This window comes from Exiguobacterium profundum (assembly GCF_042652865.1).
GTDB classification, from domain to species: Bacteria; Bacillota; Bacilli; order Exiguobacteriales; family Exiguobacteriaceae; genus Exiguobacterium; species Exiguobacterium profundum.
This window is the reverse complement of sequence record NZ_JBHSHG010000001.1, coordinates 1,367,207-1,392,821: the sequence shown is the minus strand read 5'-3', so window position 1 is coordinate 1,392,821 and position 25,615 is coordinate 1,367,207. Positions and strand designations below refer to the sequence as shown.

Here is a 25,615-nt window from a genome sequence, read left to right as displayed (position 1 = left end):
AAATGGTAGCCAATCCATATGCAGCATATCAAAACAGTGCGGTCACGACCGCGAATCCACAGGAACTGACGCTTATGCTTTATGACGGAGCGCTCAAGTTCATGCGCCTCGCCAAGCTTGCAATCGACCAAGGTAACCCTGATTTAAAGAACGTCAACATTCAAAAGACGCAAGCTATCTTTCGGGAACTTCGTCTGACACTCAATAAAGACATCGCTGTCTCAGCGAACTTAGATTCGCTCTATGACTACATGTGGCGCCGCCTCGTTGATGCGAACGTCAAGAACGATACAGCTATCCTTGACGAGGTACTTGATTTTACGACCGAACTACGTGATACGTGGAAGGAAGCGATGAAACTCGCGAAGCAGTCATGAGACCGATTGATGAAATCATCTTAAAGACGCAACGCTTGAAAGAACTGCTCGCACAAGTCCCGGAAGAACCAACGTACGATACATGGATGGAACAAATCCATGAGCTTTTAGATGATCGGGAACAGTTGCTCGCAGCACACGGTCCCGATTTGGAAAAAGCCGATCAAAAGGTCCTTAAGCAACTCGTTGACGACAGTCAAAAGATTTCTCGTCTAATTGAAGCCGAGCACCAGCGTCTAGGGATGACGCTAGGGACAGCCCGGATGGAACGGAAGACGGTCAAATCATATGTCGACCCATATGAAGACGTCGATTCTAACTTTTCCGGTCTATTTGACCAACAGACGTAAAAAGCTCGAAGGCATGCGCCTTCGAGCTTTTGTGTTAAGAGGCTTTGACTTGTCGACGCATCCGGATGATGAAATAAGAAGCGGTAAATAAAATCAGACCACTCACCGTGAAGTTAAAATAGAGACGTGCGGCATCTTGAAGCGATGTGATTGGCGTAGATCGACCGAACCAGAGAAGTGGTAGGATTGTCACGTGCATAACGCTCCAATGAATGAAGATTTGTTTCTTGAACGACCACTGTTGGACTTCATAAATAACGCTTGTGAGCCCGAGGAAGAAGGCGACCCCGGCATAGACGAGCATCGCGCGTAAGGCGTCTGCATTTCCTGACCAGACTTGATATAGGACGATGATAGCGAATGGCAGCGACCAAATGAGACTCCGTAGTATTCCTTTTTTCAATAGTTGCATATGAATTTTCCTTTCATCGAATCGTTGTAAATGTATACGGCTGTGGAAAGGAAAAGTTTCATATAAAGGGTATAGATGAAATGACGTCTGTTTTCCGCTATAATCGGGTAAACATCAATGTAGCTGTTGCTTCTTTTCTGGAAAGAGGAGGGAAACGAGATGCGTGAGAAAGAGTCCAAACCGATATCGTCACGGAAGCGCCGTTATTTCGTCTATGGTCCAGAGGGAGCGTACGATGAATACGTGGAACGGGACCCAAAACTTGAAGCGTACGTCGAGGACGATACGCCGTTTGAGGATCGTCCTGACCCATACGAGGAAGAAGAGCTGAAATCAAGAGGATAAGTATACATGTCAAGGTCCGATTATGGACCTTGACTTTTATTTTACCTGGAACTTTTTCTTAATACGGTTTGGTTTGTCAATTCGTTATATTCGTCTTAACCACAACATCACTTGGATTAAGAAAAGGGAGAGATGAAGATGAACATGAAACGATTTGGCTTACTGGTGGCGGTACCGCTCGCACTACTTGTCGGTTGCGGGGAAGCAGACGAACTGAAGACGACGGCGACGGATACGGAAGAAGTCGTAGAGGCGGAAGCGAACGTACCAGAGGAGACGACTGCTGAAGAGACGGACGTCCAAGAAAGTGAACTCGGTACGAACAAGATCTACATGAAGAATAAGGCACTCACGATCACGGAGACGATGGGTCCGATTCAATTCGCCATCGACAAAGTACAGACGTCACGCCTCACGGTCGCAGAAGCTTATAGCGACTCATTCGATGGACAAGAAGAGGTGACGGTCGTCGCGATGAACATGTTGGTCGAGAATACGGTCGACGAGACGATGAGCTTCCATCCGAACCAGGCGACACTGGTGACGAACACAGGGGAGCAGGTGTCTTCGGACTTATGGTTCTCAGATGACGTCGGTGGAGAATTTTTAGGAAAGGTGAAGAAAGAAGGGAACGTCCTCTTCTTCGTGAAAGCAAAACCAGAAGAGCTGACGGACTTAAAAGTCGTCATCGATGGACCATTCAACGAGAACTTCGACAAAGTGGCAGAAGACCGCTACGAATATACAATTAACGTGACGAAATAAGAGTAGGCGTGCCGAATAAAATCGGTACGCCTAGTCTCATGGTTGATTATTACTACACAATAAGCATAGTAGTTAGCATAGAGAATATGAGAAGGGATTCTCATATTTTGAGAGTTCCTTGTATCTTAATTTTTTCATTTTGTAAAATCTTAATTCTTAATGGGTACATATAAATCGACTTTAGATTTTCCGCCGGGATCTTCAGCTGGATTGTTCAAATTGAACTCCAAGGTATTTCTAGATTCGTCCACTGAATATTCGCGTTCTGGTAACCATTCTTCAAAAATATATTTATACGTCTCACTCAGTTTTTCTGGAGTATCGTAGAAATGGTGCACGATGTATTGACCACCTTCTAGCATTTTAAATTGTATCTCCCCGTGTCCTGTTTTATCAAAGTTTTTAGGAACTGTGACACAAGCATCATGTCTACATTCATGAGGATCAACATCGTTCGGATTATCTAATGAAATACCGATAAATTGACTTGATGGAGGGTAAAGGTTGTGTTCCGTCGCCCAATGTATTAATTTCCCCCAATGTTCTTGTGGTTCAAAATAGCTACCCGTACGTCTGATAAATGCAATTTCAGTCTCAGGCAATTGCTTTAAAGTCATATCCATTTTGTAACCCCCATTAAAGTTGACTGATTCAATTGTCTTGATTTCCAAAAAAGTGCTTCATTGAAATAATATCTCGATGAAGTGTTGCAACAGGAATTATTATTTACGCTGATGCGGCAATGGAATCGACAACACATCCCAGTCGCTCCCGGCGAATAGCTTCGACAGATAGACGATTTGTCCGACATGATACCCATAATGCGACACTTGGCGTTCGATCGCGTCAATCACGGAATGCGCTTCCCCTCGAATCATCACGTTCTTCCCTAAGTCATCTGGTCTCAAATCAGCTAAGACATTATCCAACAGTTGCCAACGCTCGTCCCAAACCTTCATGAGCTCCGCACGGGATAGCTGCTGGTCCTCGAACTCGGCGTCCCGGTCTCGGTCCGGTTTCTCGCCGTCTGCCGTCAAAAAATCGGTCCAACGCGACTTCATGTTATTCGCCATGTGCTGGATGATCAAGGCGAGCGAGAGTGTGTCCGGCGCAAGTGTCTTGTGCAGGTCCTCTTCACTCACTTGGACGAGCGCGCGCTCAGCGAGTTGTTTCTGGCTTTTAAACGTAGCACGTACGGTATCGAGATATTGCGTTTCAAACATGAAAAGATCCTCCTCTTCGTATGTATCTGATTTGAATATACCCCATATCTATCCCACTAAAAATTAAATTAATGTTATAGCAATTGAGATTCCATGTGATACATCCTGCAAGACGTCACCGCATAGTCGACATGAGGGTACTGGGTAGTCAATGTTGCGTGGATCTCTTATTCATCAATTGTGCCGATTGCGTTTGAATGTGAGTGGATGAGTGCGATTTTTTGTATTCAAAAAGTGTGAGACACAAGGTCCCACACTTCTGATTAGGCGTGCTCCAATCGAAACTCTTCCCAATGATCACGGGCCTGGTTCCGGATGCGTTCCGATACTTCCTTACTGCTGAGGAGAATCCCATACCAGCGACGCGCGTCCTCGTAGTAGTCAAGCGCGGCCGACAAATCGGCAATCCGCAACATGAGCTGGTCGTACGGTAATCCGGTCCGAATCGGGTCTGTATACGCTTCTTGCACCTCATTGTATTTATCGAGCGTCCGCTGCATCCATTCCTTTTCAGACGCTGCATCCCCAATCAATCGGTACATCCATACGATTCGCATCCCGAGCATAGCGATGACAGATGGTTTTTGTCCGCTCAACTGGGCCGTCATGACGGCGAACTTATAGAGAAGGATGACGTGCTCATATGAACGGTCGCCTTTCAACACATCCGGATTCACTTGATTGAAGTAGCTCGTCTCAAGCGCTTCTCGGTTATGTTTGCGCACCTTGTCGAACGAGTCGTGGAAGACGAGGTGACAATGGTCACAGACGGTCGGTTCGTATAAATAAGGATTCGGTCCATCATACGTTGTGTAGCCATCCTTCTCAACTTCGAGTGGACGGATGTGACGTGATAAGACACGGTTCGTCTTACTTTCTTGTAAACAATACGGACATTTGACTTTCTTCAAAAACAAATGTTCTGCCATCTCGACACCTCACACATAGACATTGACGAGCAATCCGCGAATTTCACCGACTTGGTCGAGTAGGGAAAGGCGAGAGGCCTCACCCGAGATGACCTGATCTGTCAGCGCGAGGAGTTTTTGGTCGACTTGTTCGACGACCTTATAAATCTTCGCGCGCCCGCGGCGATTGAATCCGCGTTTATCTTCGAGACGGAGTGCCGCGTCTACGGCCTCTTTCATAAAGTCTTTAATCATTTGTTTGTATTCGGCAAGCGCTTCGACAGTCTGACTTTCAGCTAGAAGTTCTCCTTGTTCATGAATCGCGGCGATTTGACGTTGGAAGCGTTCATGCTCCCGGTCTTCGCGCTTCTGACCGATCACATTTTGGAAGGAGACACCGGGTTCGACTTCGGCGCGCTTTGCCTTACTTGAGCCGAGGAGCGATTGCGTCTCCATGATGCGACGAATGTCCATATGGGCAACCGTCCTTTCTTTAGGTTAGTTCAATAATTGTAACACGCCTTGCGGCAATGCGTTCGACTGGGCAATCATCGCCATGCCGGACTGGTTCAAAATGTTTAGACGTGCGAAGTCCATCATTTCACGGGCCATGTCGGCATCACGGATTCGTGACTCAGACGCCGTTAAGTTTTCTGAGCCGATGGCGACGACGCTGACGTTCGCTTCTAAGCGATTTTGGATGGCTCCGAGTTTTGAACGTTCGAGTGACACTTTGTTGATGGCTGCATCGAATTTCGAAATGGCATCACCCGCATCCTCAGGTGTCAACACACTCAATGCATAATACGTTTCAGTGGGTGTCGTCGAATCGTTGTCATGGTCGACGGCAGGAAGTTCTCCGCCACCGGGTGTCGTCATCGTGATATTGAGTGCATGCGCCCGCATATCTTCCACATTTAAGATGACGGCTTCATTGTTACCTGCACCGATTTGGAAGAATAACGTATTATTGCCTTGCATGTATTCGCCATTCATAATTTTCTTTGAGTTGAATTCCGTCGTTTCGGCAATTCGTGTCACTTCGGCAGTCAACGCGTTAATTTCTTCCTGGACAGCTTTGGCGTCGTCTTCACTGAGCGTTCCATTTGCTGATTGAACCGATAATTCACGCATCCGTTGGAGAAGGGCGTGTGTTTCGTTCATCCCGCCTTCGAGTGTCTGCGTGAGTGAGATACTGTCGAGCGTGTTGCGTTCTGCCATCGAGAGCGAGTCGAGGCGCATCCGCATTTTCTCTGAGATGGCGAGTCCTGCCGCATCATCAGATGCCTTGTTGATGCGAATCCCACTTGAGAGGCGATCCATCGTTTTTTTCATTGACGCTTGATTCAGGGAAAGAGATGTATACGCTTTTAATGCTTGGACGTTATTCGTAATTTTCATAACGGTTTCCTCCAGTCGTGACAGGTTGGGTCTTGGCACGCTCCATTGCTTCACCCCATGTTTGATCGAGGTCACTTGCGAGCGTATGTAGTTCGGCGATTTTTTCCTTATCCTGGTCGATGATAGCTTCGACGCTTGCGTTTGCCATATATAGATAAATTTCATCCAGTTGAGCCGCGATAATCCCGCCGCCGTCATGGAGTCCTTGGTGAAGTTTGACTAAAAGTTCACGGGCTTGGCGAAGATGACGGTTTCGTTCGGCAATCGTCGAATCTTGCGCATGTTTATAGTGATAGACGAGTGCGTGAAGCATCGCCTGAGTCAGCTCTTCCGGCCTCATTTCATATAATTGGGTTGAATTCATCTTTGTTCTCCTTTGATCGAATCAAGTTCCTCTATCAACAACAACACTTCTGCCATCACATCATAAAGTTGGGGTGGGATGGCGTCTCCTAGGTCAAGGTCGAGCAAATGGCCAAGCAAGGAATGGTCGTTCTCGACCGCTACTCCTCGGGCACGTGCTTCCTGTAAAATCTTTTCAGCGACGGCTCCGGTCCCGCGGGCGACGATGACGGGCGCTTTATCCGTCGTTTCATCATAGCGGACGACCGCGGCCGTCTTACGTTTCGTCAAATCCATGCGTTGGTACATCGGGACCTCCTAAATTCTAAAGTCATATCCTGTCGTCGGTGCTATCGTAGGCTCTTCGATGACACGATCAGCTTTCGTGAGCGGTTTGAACTGGGTCGTCACACTCTTATATCCAATTGTCTCGAGCGTTTGTTCGATTTTCTCGAGAAGGGGACGAGCGAGTCGCTCGACCGTCGAATCGTCGTGCTCGAGTGTGAGTCGGAGGTTTCGATCTTTCGCTTCGAGTTTGACACCAATTTCTCCAAGACGTGGCGTCTCTAAACGAATGTAGAGGACACTGTTCTCCCAGTCGACAACGTCCCCGGCCTCCCGGTTTTGGATATGAACATGGATTCCGGTGTCGATCTCTTGCACTTTTGCCGGTAGGGCGAACAAGAGTTGATGGAGCTGACCGCCATCAAGGCGGTTGAGCGTCTGTTGGACTTGGAAGAACGAGGCGAGGCGTTGCGCCTCGGGGTTCGTCGTATCTCCACGTACCGATAAAGCTGATGTCGGCGTATTGGACGTCGCTTGGGCGAGCTGTGCCTGTGTCTGCACACGTTGCGCTACTTCCTGGATGTGTCGTCCAGATAATGTCGAATCGAGCTTGAGTGGCGCGACGGTCGGCATCTCGCCGGCACGTGTCGCCCCGTGTGGGATATATTCGATGCGTGTCTGATTCGGCGCATAGCGGAAATCATTCAGTGCCGCTCGGACCTCTTTGACGAGTGTCGCACTCTCTTGTGGTTTCGTCGCAAGCAACGACAACGCGACGTCGAGTTTGGCCGTCATGGCGACCAGTTGCTTCTCTTGAGTCACGTCGGTATGAAGCAAGGCGTCCGTCTTTTGGACGAGTTGTGTCAGACGGGTCGAGACGGTCTCGAGTGCAGGGCGTGCCGCATGCGGGTTCGTCTCGATCAACGCAGCGACTTGTCCGAGTTGTTTCGTCACGGTCGCCTGCTCGTTTCGGAACGTGTTCGTGACGGTCGCTAGATGTGACGTCACTTCCTTCACCATCACTTGCTTCCCGTTGATTGGAGGAAGCGGCATCGCTTGGCGCGATTCAGATTCAATCGGACGCGGTGATGTCAGTGTCGTCGGCGTGAGGTCACGGATGACCCGATCAATCGTTTTCGGTGTCGGCGTGACGCGTTCACTCACGGGACGTGACAGATTGACGAGTTCGACATACCGCTCTTTTTGTGGGTAAGGAGCGTTCGGCGCCGGCGGTGTGATCTGTTGTTTCGCTTCGTTCAAAGAGAGGAAAGCGATCTCTCGAGCCATCTCACGAGGAACGGTCGGAGTGTCGAGCGTCTTCAAATGTAGGATGACGTCCCGCATGTCCCCTTTGAACGCCGTCTCGAGAAGGCGTACCGTATCTTCGTTCATCGGTAAGCGTCCGGATTGTAGCAGGCGGCTGACCGCGCTTCGTACTTCAGGTGGAAGGGAAGCGAGGAGCGTCTGAATCTTCGCATCAAGCTTTGACGACGCGGACGCAGGTGGTGCGGATTCAAGTGTCTCTTCCTTTGGAGGAACGACGGTCGCCATCAAGATGCCGTCCTGTTCGGCGAGCGTCACTTGGAACGGGTTCGTTTTCGGAAGCCCGTCTTTAAATGTGACCTCGACTTCTTCACCGTTGATCTTGACGATCGCGGAGTCGGGTCCTGTTTGTTTGACGAGTTCGGCCTTGTACGTCCGGTTCGTCTGGATGCCTGGTAAGACCGAACTGACGGCGGTCGCTTGGGCTTGAATTTGCATGTTTGTCACCTCGACCATAATATCGACCTCTTTTTAAAAAAATGAAGCGATACAATAGAAAAAAACCTTCCGTCTTTTCGACGGAAGGCGTGTCAGGACTCGAGCACGGGGCTCGCGTTCAATTGTTGGAACCGGGCGACAAGTTCACCTGTCGCTTTGAGCTGGTTCCGGAGGACGTACGGTGTTGCGTTCGTTTGGATTTGATGTCCATCGGTCGTGAGGACAAGCCCGTTCGGCTCACCCTCAATGTTCAGTATGTCTCGAATATGGGACCAGGCATACCATTCACAATCGTCTCGTTTTGGAGACTTCGTCGGGAAGAAGACGAGTCCAGTTGTCGGTTCAATCACGACAGGGACTTTCCCTTTTACGCCGGCGACGCGTTTGGCGATGAAGATTCTTTCCTCGATCGAGCTGTTGTACTGGCGGCAAGAAAGTTGCAACAACTGGTACGGCCGGAGCGGGGTTGAAATCTCGGTGCCATCCTCGAGAATGATCCGTGACTGCTTCATGATGTCAAAGCAAGGGAGAATCGCCACGGTTCGCTTTGTGATGCGATATTTTTCCTCAGAATAGTAGGAGCGCATACGCTGCACCATCCTCCTCGTATTAGATTTTCAGGATCGGCTAAAGACAAACGGCACAAACCTAAATCATCCCTTCAATGATATATCACAAAAAATGTAAATTCAACAAGACAATATGAAAAGTAGGGAAATATAATTCCAATGAAAGCCAAATGACGAAACGTTTACAAATATTTGAGAAAGTATTTGTCACGCTTACAAGAAGGTGGTAAGATTAGCCGTAGAGGACAATCCTCTGTATTCTCCAATGGTGAAAGGAATGGATTTACACATGGTAGGTAAAGTAAAATGGTTTAACTCAGAAAAAGGTTTTGGATTCATCGAAGTTGAAGGCGGCAAAGACGTGTTCGTACACTTCTCAGCAATCCAATCTGAAGGCTACAAATCACTTGACGAAGGTCAAGATGTAGAGTTTGAAATCGTTGATGGCGAGCGTGGCCCACAAGCGGCTAACGTTGTAAAATTATAATTTCAAACCACGAAGCCGGCTCCCTTGGGAGTCGGCTTTTATTTTTTCTACATAATAAAAAAAGGCGTTTAAAAATGAGTGGAATGGGTATTTTCTTTCTATACCTTTCGCTCGTTCTAGGAAATGTTGAATTCGGAACAAAATTGTCATTATTTTCTGATGATAACGTTTTCAATCGCAGCGTTTTCGGGGTATAATATGAGTGAGCCACCTGGTTCCCCTTTCTTTTTTAAGAAATGAAGCAGGAGATTCCGTCTCGTTCGACGAATCATTGGTTCAAGCGGTTATTTCTAAGGAGGAGTTCAGATGATTTATAACATTCGCGGCGAAAACATTGAGGTCACACCAGCAATCAAAGACTATGTCGAGAAAAAGCTGGAGAAGTTGACTCGGTATTTCACAACTCCTACGGATGCACAGACGGCTTACGTCAACTTGAAAGTGTATAACGAGAAACAAAAAGTGGAAGTGACGATCCCGATGCCGAACTTGTTGCTCCGTGCTGAGGACATCAACCTCGACATGTATGCGGCAATCGACCTCGTCGTCGATAAATTGGAACGTCAAATCCGTAAACACAAAACGAAACTCAACCGTAAAGGACGCGGTAAAGAAGGTGGCGTCGGCGAGTACTTCAAGTCTTTAGAAGGACCTGATGATACACCGGCCGTCTACGATGAGGACGAGGCAGAACTCGAACTCGTGCGGACGAAACGCTTCACGTTGAAACCGATGGACACGGAAGAGGCGATTCTTCAAATGGATATGCTCGGTCACAGCTTCTTCGTCTTCTCAGACGCAGAAACGGGCAACACGAACGTCGTCTACCGTCGTAAAGATGGGAAGTACGGCTTGATCGAACCTGAATAATAAACTTGACACTACACGACCTCCCGGCTTCGGGGGGTCGTTTCCTTTTGCCTTTCCTTGAAAGGTGGCACCACTTCGGTTAAACTGTACATTAGGGAAAAAACATGCATTTTTTAGTGAGTGCAGAGGAGATATGAGTATGGCGAACTTTTTGAAAGAGTTATTTGCTCCACAGAAACGAATGTTGAAAAAAGCAGAGAAAGCGGCCGACTTGATCGAGTCGTTCGCCGAACCAATCAAAGCATTGTCCGACGAACAGCTTCAGGCGAAGACGGAAGAGTTCCGGGAACGTCTGGCAAAAGGCGAGACACTTGACGACCTCTTGCCGGAGGCGTTCGCGGTCTGTCGTGAGGCATCGGAGCGTGTGCTCGGGATGCGTCATTACCGTGTCCAGCTCATCGGGGGCTATGTGCTCCATAACGGCGACATCGCCGAAATGAAAACCGGTGAAGGGAAGACGCTCGTCGCGACACTTCCTGTCTACTTGAACGCGCTCACTGGCCGTGGCGTACACGTCGTAACGGTCAACGAATATTTGGCGAAACGAGATAAAGAACTCATGGAGCCGCTCTACTTCGCACTCGGTCTTTCAGTCGGCCTCAACGTGTCGAACATGGACCGTGTCGAGAAACAAGCGGCCTATAACTGTGATATCACGTACTCGACGAACAACGAGCTCGGATTCGACTACCTCCGTGACAACATGGTCCTTTATAAAGAAGACCGTGTTCAACGTGAGCTCTACTACACGATTGTCGATGAAGTCGACTCAATCCTCGTCGATGAGGCGCGTACTCCGCTCATCATCTCAGGATCGGCTCAAAAGTCGACTGAACTCTACACGCGCGCGGATGCGTTCGTCCGTACGTTGAAAGAGGAAGACGATTACACGGTCGACGTGAAGACGAAGTCGGTCCTCTTGACGGACCAAGGGGTCGACCTCGCCGAGAAGTTCTTCGGCATCGACAACCTGTTCGCAATCGAGCACGTCGCCGTCAACCACCACGTCGGGCTCGCCCTTCGTGCAAACGCGGTCATGCATCACGATATCGACTATATGGTACGTGAGGGGCAAGTCATGATCATCGACCAATTCACGGGTCGTGTCATGGACGGACGCCGCTACTCGGAAGGTCTTCACCAGGCAATCGAGGCGAAAGAAGGCGTCGAGATTCAACGCGAATCGATGACGCTCGCCACAATCACGTATCAGAACTACTTCCGGATGTACGAGAAACTTGCCGGGATGACCGGTACAGCGAAGACAGAGGAAGAAGAGTTCCGTAACATCTACAACATGCAAGTCGTGACGATTCCGACGAACAAACCGATTCTCCGGGATGACAAGGCAGACCTCATCTTCAAATCGATGGAAGGCAAGTTCAAAGCCGTCGTGGAAGAGATTTCGGCAGTTCACGCGACGGGACAACCGATCCTCGTCGGTACGGTCGCCGTCGAGACATCTGAATACTTGAGCAAGCTTTTGACGAAGAAGAAGATTCGTCACGATGTCTTAAACGCGAAGAACCACGCGCGTGAGGCGGAAATCATCGAGAACGCCGGTCAAAAAGGTTCCGTCACGATTGCGACGAACATGGCCGGTCGTGGTACCGACATCAAGCTCGGAGAAGGTGTCATCGACCTCGGTGGTCTTTACATCATCGGGACAGAGCGTCACGAATCACGCCGAATCGATAACCAGCTACGTGGTCGTGCGGGCCGTCAAGGGGACCCGGGTAAATCCCAGTTCTACTTGTCACTCGAAGATGAGCTCATGCGTCGCTTCGGAACGGATAGCCTCCAAAGCATGATGGAGCGTCTCGGGATGGATGACACGCAACCGATTGAGAGCCGCATGGTCTCGAAAGCGGTCGAGTCAGCGCAAAAACGTGTCGAAGGAAACAACTACGATGCGCGGAAGCAGCTTCTCGGTTATGACAACGTCATGGCGGACCAACGGAAGGTCATGTACAAGGACCGCTCGAGCATCCTCGAGAACGAGTCGGTCACGGATATCGTCCGTTCGATGATGGCACAGACGGTCGAACTCGGTGTCGGTCAATACACGCCGATCGAACTCGTACCGGAAGAATGGAACATCGACGAGCTCGCGCACTGGGCCAACCAGACGCTCGCGCTCGAGAAGACGGTCGAAGGCAAAGACTTCTACGGCAAAGAGCGTGAAGAAATCATCGAGCTACTCATGGAGCGCGTGAACGAGCAGTACGAGGCGAAACGTGAACTCGCGCCACCGGAACGCTTCAACGAGTTTGAGAAGATTATCGTGCTCCGTGCCGTCGACTCGCACTGGATGTCCCATATCGACCATATGGACCAGTTGCGCCAAGGGATTCATCTCCGCGCCTACGGACAGAACGATCCGCTTCGTGAGTATCAAGCGGAAGGGATTAACATGTTCGACGCGATGAACGCGGCGATCTCAGAAGAAGTGACAGGCTTTGTTCTTCGTGCCGAAGTCGGGGACAACCTCCGACGCGAGAAAGTCGTCGAAGAGGAAGTCGCCGTATCAGGCAAGAGCGATGCACCGGTCAAGAAGAAGCCGGTCCGTCGTTCGAAAGAAGACAGCATCGGCCGGAACGACCCGTGCTGGTGCGGTTCTGGTAAGAAGTTCAAGAACTGTCACGGTAGACAACAGGCTTAATTATTGAAGAGGCGGGTCCGCTCGCCTCTTTCCTACGGAAAGGTGAATCACACTATGGAAATTTCAGATATTCGGAACGAACTAGAGGCGATGGCGAAACGCCTCGAGAATTACAGAGCGTCTCTCAACTTGACAGAGAAAGAAGCACGTATCGCCGAGCTCGAGAACGAGATGACGTATCCAGACTTCTGGGACAACCAGGAGAAGGCACAAAAAGTCATCGACGAGTCAAACGGTCTCAAGGCGATGGTCGACAAGTATCAAGACCTCGCGAACCAACATGAGGACGGCGAAGTGACGCTCGAACTCATCAAGGAAGAGCCGGACGCCGAGATGCAAGAAGAGCTCGGGGAATCGATTCAAGCGCTCAAGAAGGAGTTTGATGACTTCGAACTCGAGATCCTCTTGAACGGACCGTACGATGCGAACAACGCCATCCTCGAATTGCACCCGGGTGCGGGCGGTACCGAGTCACAGGACTGGGCATCGATGCTCCTTCGGATGTATCAACGCTTCGCTGACAAACAAGGCTGGAAAGTCGAGACGGTCGATTACCTCCCGGGTGAAGAGGCGGGCGTCAAGTCGGTCACGCTCCGCATCGTCGGTCATAACGCATACGGCTACTTGAAGGCGGAGAAAGGGATTCACCGCTTGGTCCGCATCTCGCCATTCGACTCGTCTGGCCGTCGTCATACGTCGTTCGTGTCATGTGACGTCATGCCGGAATTCGATGACGACATCGAGATCGAAGTACGGACAGAAGACCTCCGTATCGACACGTACCGTGCATCAGGTGCCGGCGGTCAGCACATCAACACGACGGACTCTGCCGTCCGGATCACGCACGTGCCGACGGGCGTCGTCGTTTCGTGTCAGACCGAGCGCTCACAGATCAAGAACCGTGAGTCGGCGATGAAGATGTTGAAAGCGAAATTGTACCAACGCGAACTCGACGAGCAGCAACGAAAACTCGACGAGATCCGTGGGGAGAAGACGGACATCGGTTGGGGTAGCCAAATCCGTTCGTATGTCTTCCACCCGTATTCGATGGTCAAAGACCACCGGACGAACCATGAAGTCGGGAACACGAGTGGCGTCATGGACGGCGACGTCATGCCGTTCATCGATGCCTACCTTCGTAAAACAAATATGTGATGCATGTGGCTCAAAGACACCTGTCTTTGGGCCATGTTGTGTGTAAAGGAGACTTTCTTTAATGAAGCAAATCGTCAAAGACTATCTGTATTTGTTGACCGGCTCAGTGTTCGTCGCCTCGGCCTTCAGCTTATTTCTGTTGCCAAACAATCTGGCATCAGGCGGGGTGAGCGGGATCTCGGTCATCACTTATGAACTGTTCGGCATCTCGCCGGGGGCGTTCCAGCTCGTGGCGAACGTGTTACTTCTGATTATCGGGTGGGCCATCCTCGGCCTCGGCTTCGGTGTGAAGTCGCTCGTCGGCTCCATCTTTTTACCGGGTGTCATTCTTTTCTATGAGGCGATCGATGCCGGTGCGGCTGTGGACGATACGCTCCTCGCGGCCATCTTCGGTGGTGTCGGCGTCGGTGTCGGACTCGGACTCATCTTCCGTGGACGCGCCTCGACAGGGGGAATGGACTTGATCGCTCAGATCTTACATAAGTTCACGCACATCCCGCTCTATCTCTGTATCGCCATCCTCGATGGCATGGTCGTCTTGACCGCGGCCTTGACGTTCTCGTTCACGACCGGGCTCTATGCACTCATCGCATTATTCATCACGGTCAAGATGATCGACTTCGTCCAGCTCGGGTTCACACAGGACAAGATGGCTTACGTCATCTCGGAGAAGCGAGACTTCATCGTCCGGGCCGTCTTCGAGGAGCTTGACCGTGGTGCGACAGAGATCCAAGCAATCGGAGCATACTCACGTCTCGACCGTCCGATGCTCATGATTGTTGTCCGTCAGAGCGAAGTGAGTCGATTGAAGGAAATCATCCGTCGGCTCGACCCGGAGGCATTCCTTGTCTTCAGTGAGGCACATGAGGTGCTAGGACAAGGGTTTACGTCCGATAAGCGTTACATCAACGTACCGTAAGTTGTGGAATCTTTGTGTACTTTTCGTGAGATTAGGTTAGAAAGCATACGTTAACGGCTATAATGGTAAATGTAGGTCATTTCTACAACTTAGGAGGGGAACGTGGTTATGAAAAAATGGATGATGGCCATCGGCCTCGGCGCCATGCTGACACTCGGCGCATGTGGCGGCGGTGAAGAAGAGGATACATCGAGCAACGGGGATTCGGGCTCGAACACGGCATCGGTTGACGCGGAAGCGGTATACGCACAAAACTGTGCGGCATGTCACGGTGCGAACCTTGAAGGAATGAGTGGCCCGTCACTCGAGCAAGTCGGTGCTCGTCTGTCGGCAGAAGAGATTGAAAACGTCATTCGAAACGGTCAAGGCGCGATGCCTGCGAACGTCATTGAAAAAGACGAAGAAATCACAGCGGTCGCTGCTTGGCTCGCTGAGAAAAAATAAGATTCGACAGCATGAGGTGGAACACACCTCATGCTTTTTTGTTTTGGGTGTTAGGGCTTGGGGAAATATTGTTAAGGTAACGTGAGACATAGTGGAAATGGAGTGATGACAATTGAAGACGAAACTGATTGACTGGCCGACCTTTATCGGCTCGTTTGTATTACTGTTAGGGGTGACGTTACCGCTCATCTTCTTCCCAGAGACCGGTAAAGCGTGGGTCGGTGCGGCGAACGAATACATGACCTCTAACTTCGGCATGTTGTACTTAGCAATGGGCTTAGGTGCGTTCGGATTTTTGATTTTCATTGCCTTCAGTAAGAATGGTCATATCAAATTAGGTCGTGAAGATGAAGAACCCGAATTTAGTACATTCTCTTGGGCGGCGATGTTATTTGCTGCCGGCATCGGGTCCAGCATCCTCTATTGGTCCGTCATCGAATGGGTCTATTACTATGAAGGTCCGCCGTTCGGGCTGACACCGGAGTCACCGGAAGCGATTCAATGGTCGACAGCATATGGGATGTTCCACTGGGGACCGATCGCTTGGGCAATCTATACGTTACCGGCACTGCCGATCGCTTATTTCTTTTACGTCCGTAAGAAATCCGTCTTAAAGGTAAGTGAAGCGGTACGTCCCGTTATCGGAAAATGGGCAGATGGACCCCTCGGTAAATTGATTGATATCTTATTTATCTTTGGATTATTAGGTGGTGCCGGGACGACGCTCGCCCTCGGTACTCCGATGATTGCCGAAGGGGTCAACGAACTGACAGGGATTCCCGTCACGCTCGGGATGCAGGCCGTCATCATGTTGATTTGTACGGTCATCTTCGCCATCAGTTCTTACATTGGACTGAAGGGTGGCATCAAAGTACTCAGTGACTTGAACATCTGGCTCGCCCTTGGGATTTTGACGTTCGTGCTTATCTTTGGTCCGACTCGATTCATTATGGAGACGACGTTCAATGGAGTCGGAATCGTCATGGATAACTTTTTCCGGATGGCAACGTGGATGGAACCGTTCGGTGACTTCGGTGGCTTCACATCGACCGGGTTCCCGGAATCGTGGACGGTGTTCTATTGGGCATGGTGGCTTGTCTATGCACCATTCGTCGGATTGTTCGTCGCCCGTATCTCACGCGGTCGTACGGTTCGGAATATGATCTTTGGGACGATGGTGTACGGAACGCTCGGATGCATCTTGTTCTTTGGGATTCTCGGAAACTACGGGCTCTACCTTCATCTAAGTGGGACGTTCGATGTTGTCGGGTACATGGCGGCGAATGGCCCGGCACCTACAATCATCGCCATCATCGGCCAATTGCCTTTCGGGAAAGTCGTCATCGGCGTCTTTACGCTTCTTGCCATTATCTTTTTGGCGACAACGTTCGATTCATCATCATACATCTTGGCATCGGTCACGCAAAAACATGTCGAGGATGAGCCGATTGTCTGGAACCGTCTCTTTTGGGCGTTCGCGCTTGCTATCATGCCGCTCACGCTCATGTTCCTCGGCGGACTAGAGACGCTCCAGACAGCGAGTATCGTCGGTGGATTCCCGCTTATCTTCATCATGTTCCTTCTTGCTTGGTCATTCGTCCGCGTATCGAGTCGGGATATCCGGGCTTCCGATGACTATGAATCCTCAACGATTCATATCAAGTATCGGAAACGGAAAAAGTCGCCGTTTGATGCATTGAAAGAAAAACCACACGATTAAATGTGGCGTATTGGTGAAGGGTGTTCCTTAGGGAGCACCCTTTTGAAGTGCGGTTTCAATATTCTCTTGGGGAATAAGAAAGCGAGTTTCTTCGCGACATTTTCACATCGAACTCAATCGAACTGAAACAATCCTGTAATGGTGTTTTAAAAGTCGGATTGATATAATTGTAGTCGCTTCAACATATGCCCTAGATGATTTTTTGACCAGGCTAACATAAAAAAGCGACACCTTGACAGAGGGAGCCGTTTCCTGTAAAAAAGACTCTAGGCGAAATATACAGTAACTAAAATAATTGATTCAAATTCGTCATAGATGCTTAAAAATAATTTAAAAAGGGTAGGGAATACGTTATGATCTCGATGCAAAAAGTCAGTAAAGTATATCCGAACGGCGTCGTCGCCATGGATGACCTCGATCTAGAGATTCGCGACGGCGAGTTCCTTTATGTCGTCGGGCCTTCCGGTGCCGGAAAGTCGACGTTCATGAAGATGATTTATCGTGAGGAGAAGCCGACAGCCGGTCAATTGTTGATTGACGGACTCGATGTCGGGAAAATTAAAGACCGACACGTACCGAAGCTACGCCGTCAACTCGGCGTTATCTTCCAAGACTTCAAATTGTTGCCGTCACTTACGGTATATGAGAACGTAGCGTTCGCATTAGAAGTTGTAGGAGCGGATACGTCTTCGATTCGGAAACAAGTCATGGATGTGTTGAACCTTGTCGGATTGAAGAACAAGGCGCGCAACTATCCGGACGAACTATCAGGTGGAGAACAACAACGTGTCTCGATTGCTCGCGCAATCGTCAATAAGCCAAAATTGATCATCGCCGATGAGCCGACAGGGAACTTAGACCCGGAAACAGCATGGGGCATCATGGAAGTGTTTGAAGAGATTCACCGCCGCGGAGCGACAATCGTCATGGCAACACACAACCGTGACATCGTCGATAAGATTCGTCACCGCGTCATCGCGATTGAGAACGGGAAAGTCGTGCGCGATGAAGAGAAAGGAGCATATGGCTATGATATTTAAGACTGGATTGCGCCATTTGCGTGAAGGGTTCAAAGGAACACTTCGGAATGGATGGATGTCGTTCGCGGCGATTAGTGCCGTGACCATTACGTTGCTACTTGTCGGTGTATTCGCACTCGTCATGTTCAACATCAATGAAATTTCAGATAACGTCGAAAATGATGTCGAGATTCAAGTGTTCATCACTCGTACAGCGGATGAGAACTCGGTTGAGAAACTCGGAGAGAACATTGAACAGGTGCCGGGCGTCTCGACGGTCACGTTCAGTTCAAAAGAAGATGAGCTAGCGAAGTTCCAAGACCAGCTCGGCGATGATGCGGCTGCATACGGAACGGTCGAAAAAGATAACCCGCTCCACGCCCGCTATATCGTCAAAGCACAAGACCCGACAGAACTAGAGGAAGTGGCCAAATCGGTCGGTTCACTCGATAATGTGGACGATGTGAAATACGGAAAAGACTACATCGATAAAATGTTTGCTTTCTTCAACGGGATTCGCATCGGTGGACTCGCGTTGATTGTCGGTTTGACATTGATGGCGATGTTCTTGATCTCAAATACGATTAAAATGACAATCTTCTCGCGTCGCCGTGAGATTGAAATCATGCGACTCGTCGGAGCGAAAAACAGCTTTATCCGCTGGCCGTTCTTTATCGAAGGATTGCTCCTTGGAATGCTTGGGGCTCTCGTCCCGATTCTTGTCATTTATTTCGGATATGACGTTGCATATAGTGCTTTACAACCATCGCTTGATCAATTGAATAGTGATATATTTAAGTTGATTGATCCATCGACGCTAACAGTCCAAGTATCGCTTGTTTTACTTGCACTCGGTGCGTTCATCGGAATCTGGGGATCGACGACATCGCTCGGTCGTTTCTTGAAAATCTAACTTAAATAAGGAGGAGTTGGCGGATGAAACGTTCGCTTGCGCTAGGGTTGTGTGTATCGTTACTTGCCATGCCGGTCATGGCGACAGAGAAAGACACGTTGAAAGCTCGACAAGATCGACTGTCCAATGAGTTGGAGGAGTCGAAAAAAGCGCAGGCCGAGACGGATGCCGAACTCGAGATCACCGAGGCAGAGCGTGATGCCGTGAAGACGGAAATACACGTCGTCGACGACCGGTTGAATGAATTGAGCGAACAAATCGCCATTCAGCAGCATGAGGTCGATACAGCCCGGGCAGAACTCGAGTCGACCCGCCAACAACTTTCCGTTCAGGAAGAATACTTGGAAAGCCAGAAGGAACTCGTGAACGAGCGCCTTCGCGTTTTGCAAGTACATGAAGACACTTCCTATTTACAAGTCATTTTTGAGTCCCGTTCCTTCGGCGACTTCGTGACACGGGCTATGACGGCCCGCACGATCGCTGAACAGGACCGGGAGCTCATACATAATTATATGAGTGAGATGGAACGTTTGGAGTCGCTCGAGTCGACACAACGTACCCAGCTCTCTTTCATCAAGCAAAAAGAGCGCGAGCTCGTCATCACCAAGCAAGACCTTGACCGGACGGCCGAGAAGAAACGTGACCTGTTGGTTGAACTGAACGAACAAGTAGAGCAGCTCGAGCTCGAAAAGATGACGCGCAGTGAAGAGCAGGCGGTCATGGCTGAACAGAACCGCATCATCAGTGAACAACTAGAGGCGATTGCGACTGCCGAACGAGAAGCCGCAGAGGCAGCGGAACGTGCCAAACGTGAAGCTGAGGCGCGTGCCGCTGAAGAGCGAGCACAAGCAGAAGCGGAAGCCCGTGAGTCGGAGGTCGAGGAGGCACCAGAAGTGACCGCACCAACCGAAACACCGACGAATGTGTCCACGTCCACGGGATTCGTTCGTCCTGTGTCCGGTTATGTGTCTAGTCCGTTCGGTCCACGAGACAACCCGTTGACAGGTGTGCCGGAGATTCACAAGGGCATTGACCTCGTCAATGCGTCTGGAACACCAATCGTGTCAAGCGCACCAGGTGTCGTCATCAAGGCGGCACCGGCGACCGGGTATGGAAATGTCGTCTTCGTTTCGCATGTCATCAACGGTGAGATTTGGACGACCGTCTATGCCCATTTAAATGCGATCACAGTCGGAGCCGGTCAACAAGTGGCGGCGGGACAGACGGTCGGAACGCTTGGCAATACCGGCTGGTCGACGGGACCCCATCTTCATTTTGAGTTACACCGAGGGAAATGGGCACCGGGACAGCCGAACGCAATTAACCCGGCCCCGTATATTGGATACTGACAGAAGCGGACGCGTCCCAAATATGTGGAACGCGTCCGCTTTTCCTCTAGTTTTTGCTATACTAATGAAAAGACTTACAAAGAGAAATGAGGGACCAACCCGTGAAAAATTCAACCGCAGGACTACTCGCTGGCACAACGTTCGTGGCTGGGGCCGGTGCAGGCCTTGCGACGATGGCGTTTACAGACACATCGCTTCCCATTCAAACGAATGCGGAAGGCTGGGATAAAGTCGACCAAGTACGTGATTTGATTGAAGAACATTCGTTACAGGACATCTCAGAAGACGATTTATTGACCGGTGCGCTCGACGGGATGACCGCAGCGCTGAACGACCCGTATTCGGATTTCTTGGATGCGGAAGAAACGTCACAATTTACGGACTCGATTGAATCGAGTTTTGAAGGAATCGGCGCGACTTTGGAGAAGAAAGGAGAGGACATCTTAATTGTCGCTCCGATCAAAGGCGCTCCGGCCGAAGAGGCTGGACTTCGTCCCGGTGACATCATCACAGCGGTCGACGGGGAGTCGATTGAAGGGATGGATGTACAGGAGGCCGTCCAATTGATTCGAGGAGAAAAAGGGACGACCGTCACATTGACGATTCGCCGTGGCAGTCAGACGGCGGACTACGAGATCATACGTGACACGATTCCAATCGAGACGGTCTTCTCTGAAGTGAAAGAGAAAGACGGTAAAAAGATTGGGTATCTCCAAGTCACCCAATTCTCAGAACCGACGGCTGATGAATTCCTCGAACAACTCGAGCAACTCGAGTCAGAAGAAATCGATAGCTTGATCATCGATGTTCGTGGAAATCCGGGAGGTCTCTTGCCTGCCGTCATCGAGATGTCGGAAGGGTTCGTCCCGACATCAAAACCGGTCGTCCAAATCGAGAATGCGGACGGTGACCGTGATGCACAAAACGGTCGCGCTCGTGAAGCGAAACCGTATGACCTGTTTGTCTTGACGGATGAGGGTTCTGCCTCGGCATCTGAGATTTTGACTGGTGCGATGAAAGAAGGAGCAGGCGCGACCATCATCGGGACGAAGACGTTCGGAAAAGGTGTCGTCCAGACGGCGTTCGACTTAGAGGACGGCAGTAACTTGAAATTGACGACGAGCAAATGGCTCACACCGGACGGAAATTGGATTAACAAGAAGGGCATCGAGCCGGACATTGAAGTGGAGCAACCGGACTTCTTCAACGTGACCCGTGTCCTGACAGAAGAAGAGTCACTCCAAGTCGGAGATTACGGTGACGCCGTCTCGAACTTGCATAAAATTTTAACTGGAATCGGCTATGAGCCAGGCGGTCAGCCGGGATATTACGGGGACACGATGGCGAACGCCGTGAAAGCATTCCAGACAGACAATGGTCTCGAGGCTTCTGGAACTGTCGATGAAGAGACAGCCTCTGCACTCGAAGCGAAATTGCTCGAAGCGATTCAAGATGAGGCGAATGACGCCCAATTGAATCGTGCGCTTGAAGAAGCCGCAAAATAACGTTGTATGAAAGAAAGGGTTGGACCGCGTGGAAGTTGTACGAATGGGTGTTACGGCTTTATTGACGTTGTTAGGTAGTCCGCTGTTTTGGGTGACACTCGTCGCCCTTACATACATATCGCTGACACGGGTCAAGCGAGAACGGGCCATGTTCCGTTCGAGACGTCGCTCACCGAAGTCGGAATGGAGACATTTCATCTGGCCGAGTCTTCTGTTAGCGGTCCTCTCATCGGCCGTGACGATTTTACTCGAGACGACCATCACGTTTGAGTGGGCCGTCTCGTTCACGATTCTCTATACGCTCGTCGTCTTGACGATGCATCCGCGATTCTTTAATCCGGTGCTGCCTCTTCTCGTGTTGTTCGGGGTCGTCTTGTTACGCGATGTTGTCGCATATGGGGCGCTTCGTGATTGGGTAGCAGCACTCGCTCAGGTCGATTGGACGGTCTATGCGCTCACATTCGGCCTCGTCACCCTTGCGGAAGCGATTCTCTTGCGCTGGAACGGACCAAAAGAGACATCCCCGACCTTGATCTTGTCGAAACGGGGGCAGTTTATCGGAGGGCATGTCGTCAAACGGATTTGGTTTTTCCCGCTCGTCGTCTTCGTGCCACCGATGTTCGGTCTCGACTGGCCGATGGTGCCCATCATTCTTCCGATTCCCATCGGGGTCAGTTTATTGTCGACCGGCGCCTTACCAGGAACGCTTCTCGCACGATTGAGCAATTATCGTGCCGTACTCGCTTTGATCGCTCTCGGTTTATTCGCCCTCTCATATGCGTTTAAGATTCCATATGTCGACTATGTAGTATTGACGATATTCGTCCTCTATGAGCTCGGCTTACAATGGATCAAACGCGAGAATCGGGGAACGACACCCGTTTTCATCAATGGAAACCGTGGGGCGGTCATCGTCGACACGTTACCGAACTCACCTGGGGAGACGATGCAGCTCATCCCGGGTGAATCGATCTATAAAGTCAACGGGACGGTCATCACAGGAGGGCATAGTTTTTATGAGGCGCTCCAGCAACATAAGCCGTACATCAAACTGGAAGTATTGAATCTGAACGGGGATATCCGATTCGTTCAACGAGCGATGTATGAGACCGATCCACATGAGCTCGGAATTTTGTTCGTCGGGGAACCGACGAGCCCGAGAGTCCGCTTACGTAAACTGTAAGAGTATCCGTCATGGGTACTCTTTTTTGCATACAAAAAGGCACCCGTGAGGATGCCCGTTCGTCTTATACATCAAGTTTTGAAGGCTTGAATGCCATTGTGGCTTCGACAGCGTGTTGCCATCCTTTGTAGAGGGCTTCGCGATGAGACTCATCCATGTTTGGATCGAACTTCTTGTCGAGTTTCCACTGTTCTTTGACTTCGGCTTGGTCTTTCCAGAATCCAACGGCGAGACCTGCCAAGTAGGCGGCACCGAGTGCAGTCGTTTCACTCACTTCAGGACGCTCGACCGGGACGTTGAGAATGTCCGATTGGAACTGCATGAGGAAGTTGTTACTGACGGCCCCACCGTCGACGCGAAGCGTCTTCAAGTTGATGCCTGAGTCACTCTCCATCGACGTGAGGACGTCACGTGTCTGGTAAGCGAGTGACTCGATTGTCGCCCGGACCATCTGTTCTTTCTCTGTCCCACGCGTGAGACCGAAGATGGCACCACGGACGTCAGAGTTCCAATACGGTGCACCGAGACCGACGAAGGCAGGAACGACGTAGACACCGTCAGTTGATTCGATCCGTGTCGCATACTGTTCCGAGTCTTTCGCTGATTTCAACATCCGCAATCCGTCACGGAGCCACTGGATCGCCGAACCGGCGACGAAGATCGAACCTTCGAGCGCGTATTCTACTTTCCCGTTATAGCCCCAAGCGATTGTCGTCAAGAGACCGTGATCAGATTTGACGGCTTCTTCTCCCGTGTTCATGAGCATGAAACAACCTGTTCCATACGTGTTTTTCGCCTCACCTTTTTCGAAGCAAGTTTGTCCGAACAAGGCGGCCTGTTGGTCACCTGCAGCTCCGGCAATCGGGACTTCGAATCCGAAGAAGTGGTATGGAATCGTGTTCGCATAGACTTCACTTGACGGTTTGACTTCAGGAAGCATTGATTTAGGCACTGTCAAGATCTCGAGTAACTCGTCATCCCACTTCTGCTCGTAGATGTTGTACATGAGTGTACGCGATGCGTTCGAGTAATCGGTTACGTGTGCTTTTCCACCAGAGAGTTTCCAGATGAGCCACGTGTCGATTGTCCCGAAGAGGAGTTCGCCGTTCTCAGCTTTTTCACGTGCACCCTCGACGTTGTCAAGAATCCATTTGACTTTCGTTCCTGAGAAGTAGGCATCGATGAGGAGACCTGTTTTGTCGCGGACCATATCGGAATGACCGGCTGCTTTCAGCTCTTCACAGATGTCGGCGGTTTGACGGGATTGCCAGACGACGGCGTTATAGACAGGGCGTCCTGTTTCCTTTTCCCAAACGACAGCTGTTTCACGTTGGTTCGTGATCCCGATTCCGGCAATCTCATTCGGGTCGATATCAGCAGAACCGAACGCTTCCGCCATAACGGCGAGGACAGAACCCCAAATCTCATTGGCGTTGTGCTCGACCCAGCCTGGTTTTGGGAAGTATTGTTTGAATTCGCGCTGTGCGACTGTGACAATTTTTCCATCATGATCAAAGATGATTGCCCGTGAACTTGTCGTTCCTTGGTCCAATGCTAAAATATAACGTTTTTCTTTCGCCATATGTGATTTCCTCCTTCAAAATTATGTGTTAAGGGACGAGAATACCGTAGATGAGTGCGGCAATAATCGCACCGATAATCGGACCGACGACCGGGATCCATGAATAACCCCAATCTGAAGATCCTTTTCCTTTAATTGGAAGGAATGCGTGTGCGATACGTGGCCCAAGGTCACGTGCCGGGTTGATCGCATATCCCGTCGTACCACCGAGCGAAAGACCAATCGATACAATCAAGAAACCAACGATGAGTGGATTGAGTCCGTCTGCGAATGTGTTTGCCCCGAATGACAACAATGCAAAGACAAGGACGAATGTTCCGATAATCTCACCAATCAAGTTGTACGGCGTGCTTCGAATACCTGGAGCTGTCGAGAACGTCGCCAGTTTTAAACCAGGATCGTCTGTCGCATCATAGTGCGGCTTGTAGTGGACATAAACCAAACATGCCCCGATGATGGCTCCAATAAACTGAGCGAGGATGTAAAGTGGGACATCAGCCCATGGGAATTCGCCTGCTGTCGCGAGACCAATCGTGACGGCAGGGTTGATGTGAGCGCCTCCGTAAATTCCGGCTGCGTAGACCCCGACCATAACGGCAAGACCCCAACCCATTGTGATGACAATCCAGCCAGAGTTTTCCGCTTTGGAATGGCGGAGGACGACGCCGGCGACGACACCGTTACCGAGCAGAATCAATAGCATCGTACCAATAATTTCACTGACAAATGCTGACATGTGATACTCCCCTTTCTCCCTTATGCAATTTGACTTACCACTTCATTATATGCCCAAAATGTAAGCGTTTTAAAACAGTGTTTTTAAAAAATCCTACTTTTTTCCTACAAATGTTCACATTTACAGCTGTAAACTTCACAAAAGAGTTAAGAAGCAGAGCGAAACGTTCACGAAGTGGATGTTTTTTTCGGATATTTCAAGCATTCCAATTTACTAGGGACATAGTCCAATCTGAAAAGTGTAATGCTTTATGCCACAAAAGTGATTCTGTTGAAATCTTGATGTGATGATTTGGATGGAACAAGATGTTTCTTTTGAGACAGTAAAGGAAAA

General features: G+C 50.1%; 28 protein-coding genes. 16 read left to right on the top strand and 12 right to left on the bottom strand.

Annotated elements, in window-relative coordinates; genetic code table 11:
- The first annotated feature begins 2 nt into the window (after positions 1-2).
- Both fliS and fliT read left to right on the top strand, forming a co-directional pair.
- Entirely contained in the window at positions 3-377 is a 375-nt protein-coding gene (gene fliS / locus ACFO4U_RS07160; protein WP_159562653.1) for a flagellar export chaperone FliS, read from the top strand.
- Positions 374-727 (top strand): flagellar protein FliT, encoded by a 354-nt coding sequence (gene fliT / locus ACFO4U_RS07155; RefSeq protein ID WP_215243759.1) that lies wholly within the window; start codon positions 374-376, stop codon positions 725-727. The genes fliS and fliT overlap by 4 nt, the downstream gene beginning before the upstream one ends.
- A 34-nt stretch (positions 728-761) precedes the next feature.
- Here the strand turns inward: fliT and ACFO4U_RS07150 are convergent, their stop codons facing one another.
- On the bottom strand, positions 762-1,139 hold the full coding sequence (locus ACFO4U_RS07150; RefSeq protein ID WP_215243760.1) for a DUF3021 family protein: 378 nt from the start codon (positions 1,137-1,139) through the stop codon (positions 762-764).
- 159 nt (positions 1,140-1,298) lie between these two features.
- On the opposite strand from ACFO4U_RS07150, the gene ACFO4U_RS07145 reads away from it, so the two are divergent.
- Both ACFO4U_RS07145 and ACFO4U_RS07140 read left to right on the top strand, forming a co-directional pair.
- The gene (locus ACFO4U_RS07145) at positions 1,299-1,484 is read left to right on the top strand and encodes a hypothetical protein (protein ID WP_012726958.1); all 186 of its coding nucleotides are present in this window, start codon (positions 1,299-1,301) and stop codon (positions 1,482-1,484) included.
- A gap of 138 nt (positions 1,485-1,622) precedes the next feature.
- Positions 1,623-2,249, top strand: a complete 627-nt coding sequence (locus tag ACFO4U_RS07140) for a hypothetical protein (protein ID WP_159562650.1) — start codon at positions 1,623-1,625, stop codon at positions 2,247-2,249.
- 149 nt (positions 2,250-2,398) lie between these two features.
- Here ACFO4U_RS07140 and ACFO4U_RS07135 read toward each other — a convergent pair whose 3' ends face one another.
- The 9 genes from ACFO4U_RS07135 to ACFO4U_RS07095 form a co-directional block, all read right to left on the bottom strand.
- Positions 2,399-2,872, bottom strand: coding sequence for an AraC family transcriptional regulator (locus ACFO4U_RS07135; RefSeq protein ID WP_215243761.1), 474 nt, complete (start codon positions 2,870-2,872; stop codon positions 2,399-2,401).
- Between the two features lie 99 nt (positions 2,873-2,971).
- Positions 2,972-3,472: a DUF1572 family protein gene (locus tag ACFO4U_RS07130; RefSeq protein WP_215243762.1), complete on the bottom strand. Its 501-nt coding sequence runs from the start codon at positions 3,470-3,472 to the stop codon at positions 2,972-2,974.
- A 263-nt stretch (positions 3,473-3,735) separates the two neighbouring features.
- Positions 3,736-4,401: a DUF2225 domain-containing protein gene (locus ACFO4U_RS07125; protein ID WP_214690647.1), complete on the bottom strand. Its 666-nt coding sequence runs from the start codon at positions 4,399-4,401 to the stop codon at positions 3,736-3,738.
- Positions 4,402-4,410: 9 nt separating this feature from the next.
- Positions 4,411-4,854 (bottom strand): YaaR family protein, encoded by a 444-nt coding sequence (locus ACFO4U_RS07120; RefSeq protein WP_074036246.1) that lies wholly within the window; start codon positions 4,852-4,854, stop codon positions 4,411-4,413.
- Between the two features lie 24 nt (positions 4,855-4,878).
- A complete protein-coding gene (locus tag ACFO4U_RS07115; RefSeq protein WP_159562647.1) occupies positions 4,879-5,781 on the bottom strand; it encodes a flagellin N-terminal helical domain-containing protein in 903 nt (300 codons plus the stop codon).
- Positions 5,765-6,145, bottom strand: coding sequence for a flagellar protein FliS (locus ACFO4U_RS07110; RefSeq protein WP_159562646.1), 381 nt, complete (start codon positions 6,143-6,145; stop codon positions 5,765-5,767). The genes ACFO4U_RS07115 and ACFO4U_RS07110 overlap by 17 nt, the downstream gene beginning before the upstream one ends.
- Positions 6,142-6,432, bottom strand: coding sequence for an EscU/YscU/HrcU family type III secretion system export apparatus switch protein (locus tag ACFO4U_RS07105; protein WP_047795070.1), 291 nt, complete (start codon positions 6,430-6,432; stop codon positions 6,142-6,144). Before ACFO4U_RS07105 ends, ACFO4U_RS07110 begins: the two co-directional genes overlap by 4 nt.
- A gap of 9 nt (positions 6,433-6,441) precedes the next feature.
- Positions 6,442-8,187 carry a hypothetical protein gene (locus ACFO4U_RS07100; protein ID WP_215243763.1) on the bottom strand — a complete coding sequence of 582 codons (1,746 nt, stop codon included), beginning with the start codon at positions 8,185-8,187 and terminating at the stop codon, positions 6,442-6,444.
- A gap of 74 nt (positions 8,188-8,261) precedes the next feature.
- The gene (locus ACFO4U_RS07095; RefSeq protein ID WP_235189275.1) at positions 8,262-8,768 is read right to left on the bottom strand and encodes a competence protein ComK; all 507 of its coding nucleotides are present in this window, start codon (positions 8,766-8,768) and stop codon (positions 8,262-8,264) included.
- A 259-nt stretch (positions 8,769-9,027) separates the two neighbouring features.
- Between ACFO4U_RS07095 and cspD the strand changes: the two genes are divergently transcribed.
- The 12 genes from cspD to ACFO4U_RS07035 all read left to right on the top strand — a co-directional run bounded on the left by cspD (position 9,028) and on the right by ACFO4U_RS07035 (position 22,964).
- Positions 9,028-9,225, top strand: coding sequence for a cold-shock protein CspD (cspD, locus tag ACFO4U_RS07090; protein ID WP_012726946.1), 198 nt, complete (start codon positions 9,028-9,030; stop codon positions 9,223-9,225).
- 306 nt (positions 9,226-9,531) lie between these two features.
- Complete coding sequence (hpf, locus tag ACFO4U_RS07085; protein ID WP_012726945.1) at positions 9,532-10,095, top strand: ribosome hibernation-promoting factor, HPF/YfiA family; 564 nt, start codon at positions 9,532-9,534, stop codon at positions 10,093-10,095.
- A gap of 139 nt (positions 10,096-10,234) precedes the next feature.
- On the top strand, positions 10,235-12,757 hold the full coding sequence (gene secA, locus ACFO4U_RS07080; protein ID WP_159562644.1) for a preprotein translocase subunit SecA: 2,523 nt from the start codon (positions 10,235-10,237) through the stop codon (positions 12,755-12,757).
- 54 nt (positions 12,758-12,811) lie between these two features.
- Positions 12,812-13,912: a peptide chain release factor 2 gene (gene prfB / locus ACFO4U_RS07075; protein ID WP_035387837.1), complete on the top strand. Its 1,101-nt coding sequence runs from the start codon at positions 12,812-12,814 to the stop codon at positions 13,910-13,912.
- Positions 13,913-13,973: 61 nt separating this feature from the next.
- Positions 13,974-14,831: a YitT family protein gene (locus tag ACFO4U_RS07070; protein WP_214690649.1), complete on the top strand. Its 858-nt coding sequence runs from the start codon at positions 13,974-13,976 to the stop codon at positions 14,829-14,831.
- 108 nt (positions 14,832-14,939) lie between these two features.
- A complete protein-coding gene (cccB, locus tag ACFO4U_RS07065) occupies positions 14,940-15,275 on the top strand; it encodes a cytochrome c551 (protein WP_031422851.1) in 336 nt (111 codons plus the stop codon).
- 112 nt (positions 15,276-15,387) lie between these two features.
- Positions 15,388-16,995, top strand: a complete 1,608-nt coding sequence (locus tag ACFO4U_RS07060) for a BCCT family transporter (RefSeq protein WP_215243764.1) — start codon at positions 15,388-15,390, stop codon at positions 16,993-16,995.
- Positions 16,996-17,348: 353 nt separating this feature from the next.
- Complete coding sequence (gene ftsE / locus ACFO4U_RS07055; protein ID WP_047795074.1) at positions 17,349-18,035, top strand: cell division ATP-binding protein FtsE; 687 nt, start codon at positions 17,349-17,351, stop codon at positions 18,033-18,035.
- Positions 18,025-18,927: a permease-like cell division protein FtsX gene (ftsX, locus tag ACFO4U_RS07050; protein WP_031422854.1), complete on the top strand. Its 903-nt coding sequence runs from the start codon at positions 18,025-18,027 to the stop codon at positions 18,925-18,927. Before ftsE ends, ftsX begins: the two co-directional genes overlap by 11 nt.
- A gap of 23 nt (positions 18,928-18,950) precedes the next feature.
- Positions 18,951-20,276, top strand: coding sequence for a murein hydrolase activator EnvC family protein (locus ACFO4U_RS07045; RefSeq protein WP_215243765.1), 1,326 nt, complete (start codon positions 18,951-18,953; stop codon positions 20,274-20,276).
- Positions 20,277-20,377: 101 nt separating this feature from the next.
- Entirely contained in the window at positions 20,378-21,781 is a 1,404-nt protein-coding gene (locus tag ACFO4U_RS07040; protein WP_047795076.1) for a S41 family peptidase, read from the top strand.
- 28 nt (positions 21,782-21,809) lie between these two features.
- Entirely contained in the window at positions 21,810-22,964 is a 1,155-nt protein-coding gene (locus ACFO4U_RS07035; protein ID WP_236548934.1) for a PDZ domain-containing protein, read from the top strand.
- Positions 22,965-23,028: 64 nt separating this feature from the next.
- Here the strand turns inward: ACFO4U_RS07035 and glpK are convergent, their stop codons facing one another.
- Both glpK and ACFO4U_RS07025 read right to left on the bottom strand, forming a co-directional pair.
- A complete protein-coding gene (gene glpK, locus ACFO4U_RS07030; protein WP_215243766.1) occupies positions 23,029-24,546 on the bottom strand; it encodes a glycerol kinase GlpK in 1,518 nt (505 codons plus the stop codon).
- 28 nt (positions 24,547-24,574) lie between these two features.
- A complete protein-coding gene (locus ACFO4U_RS07025; RefSeq protein WP_047795079.1) occupies positions 24,575-25,282 on the bottom strand; it encodes an MIP/aquaporin family protein in 708 nt (235 codons plus the stop codon).
- Positions 25,283-25,615: the final 333 nt, after the last annotated feature.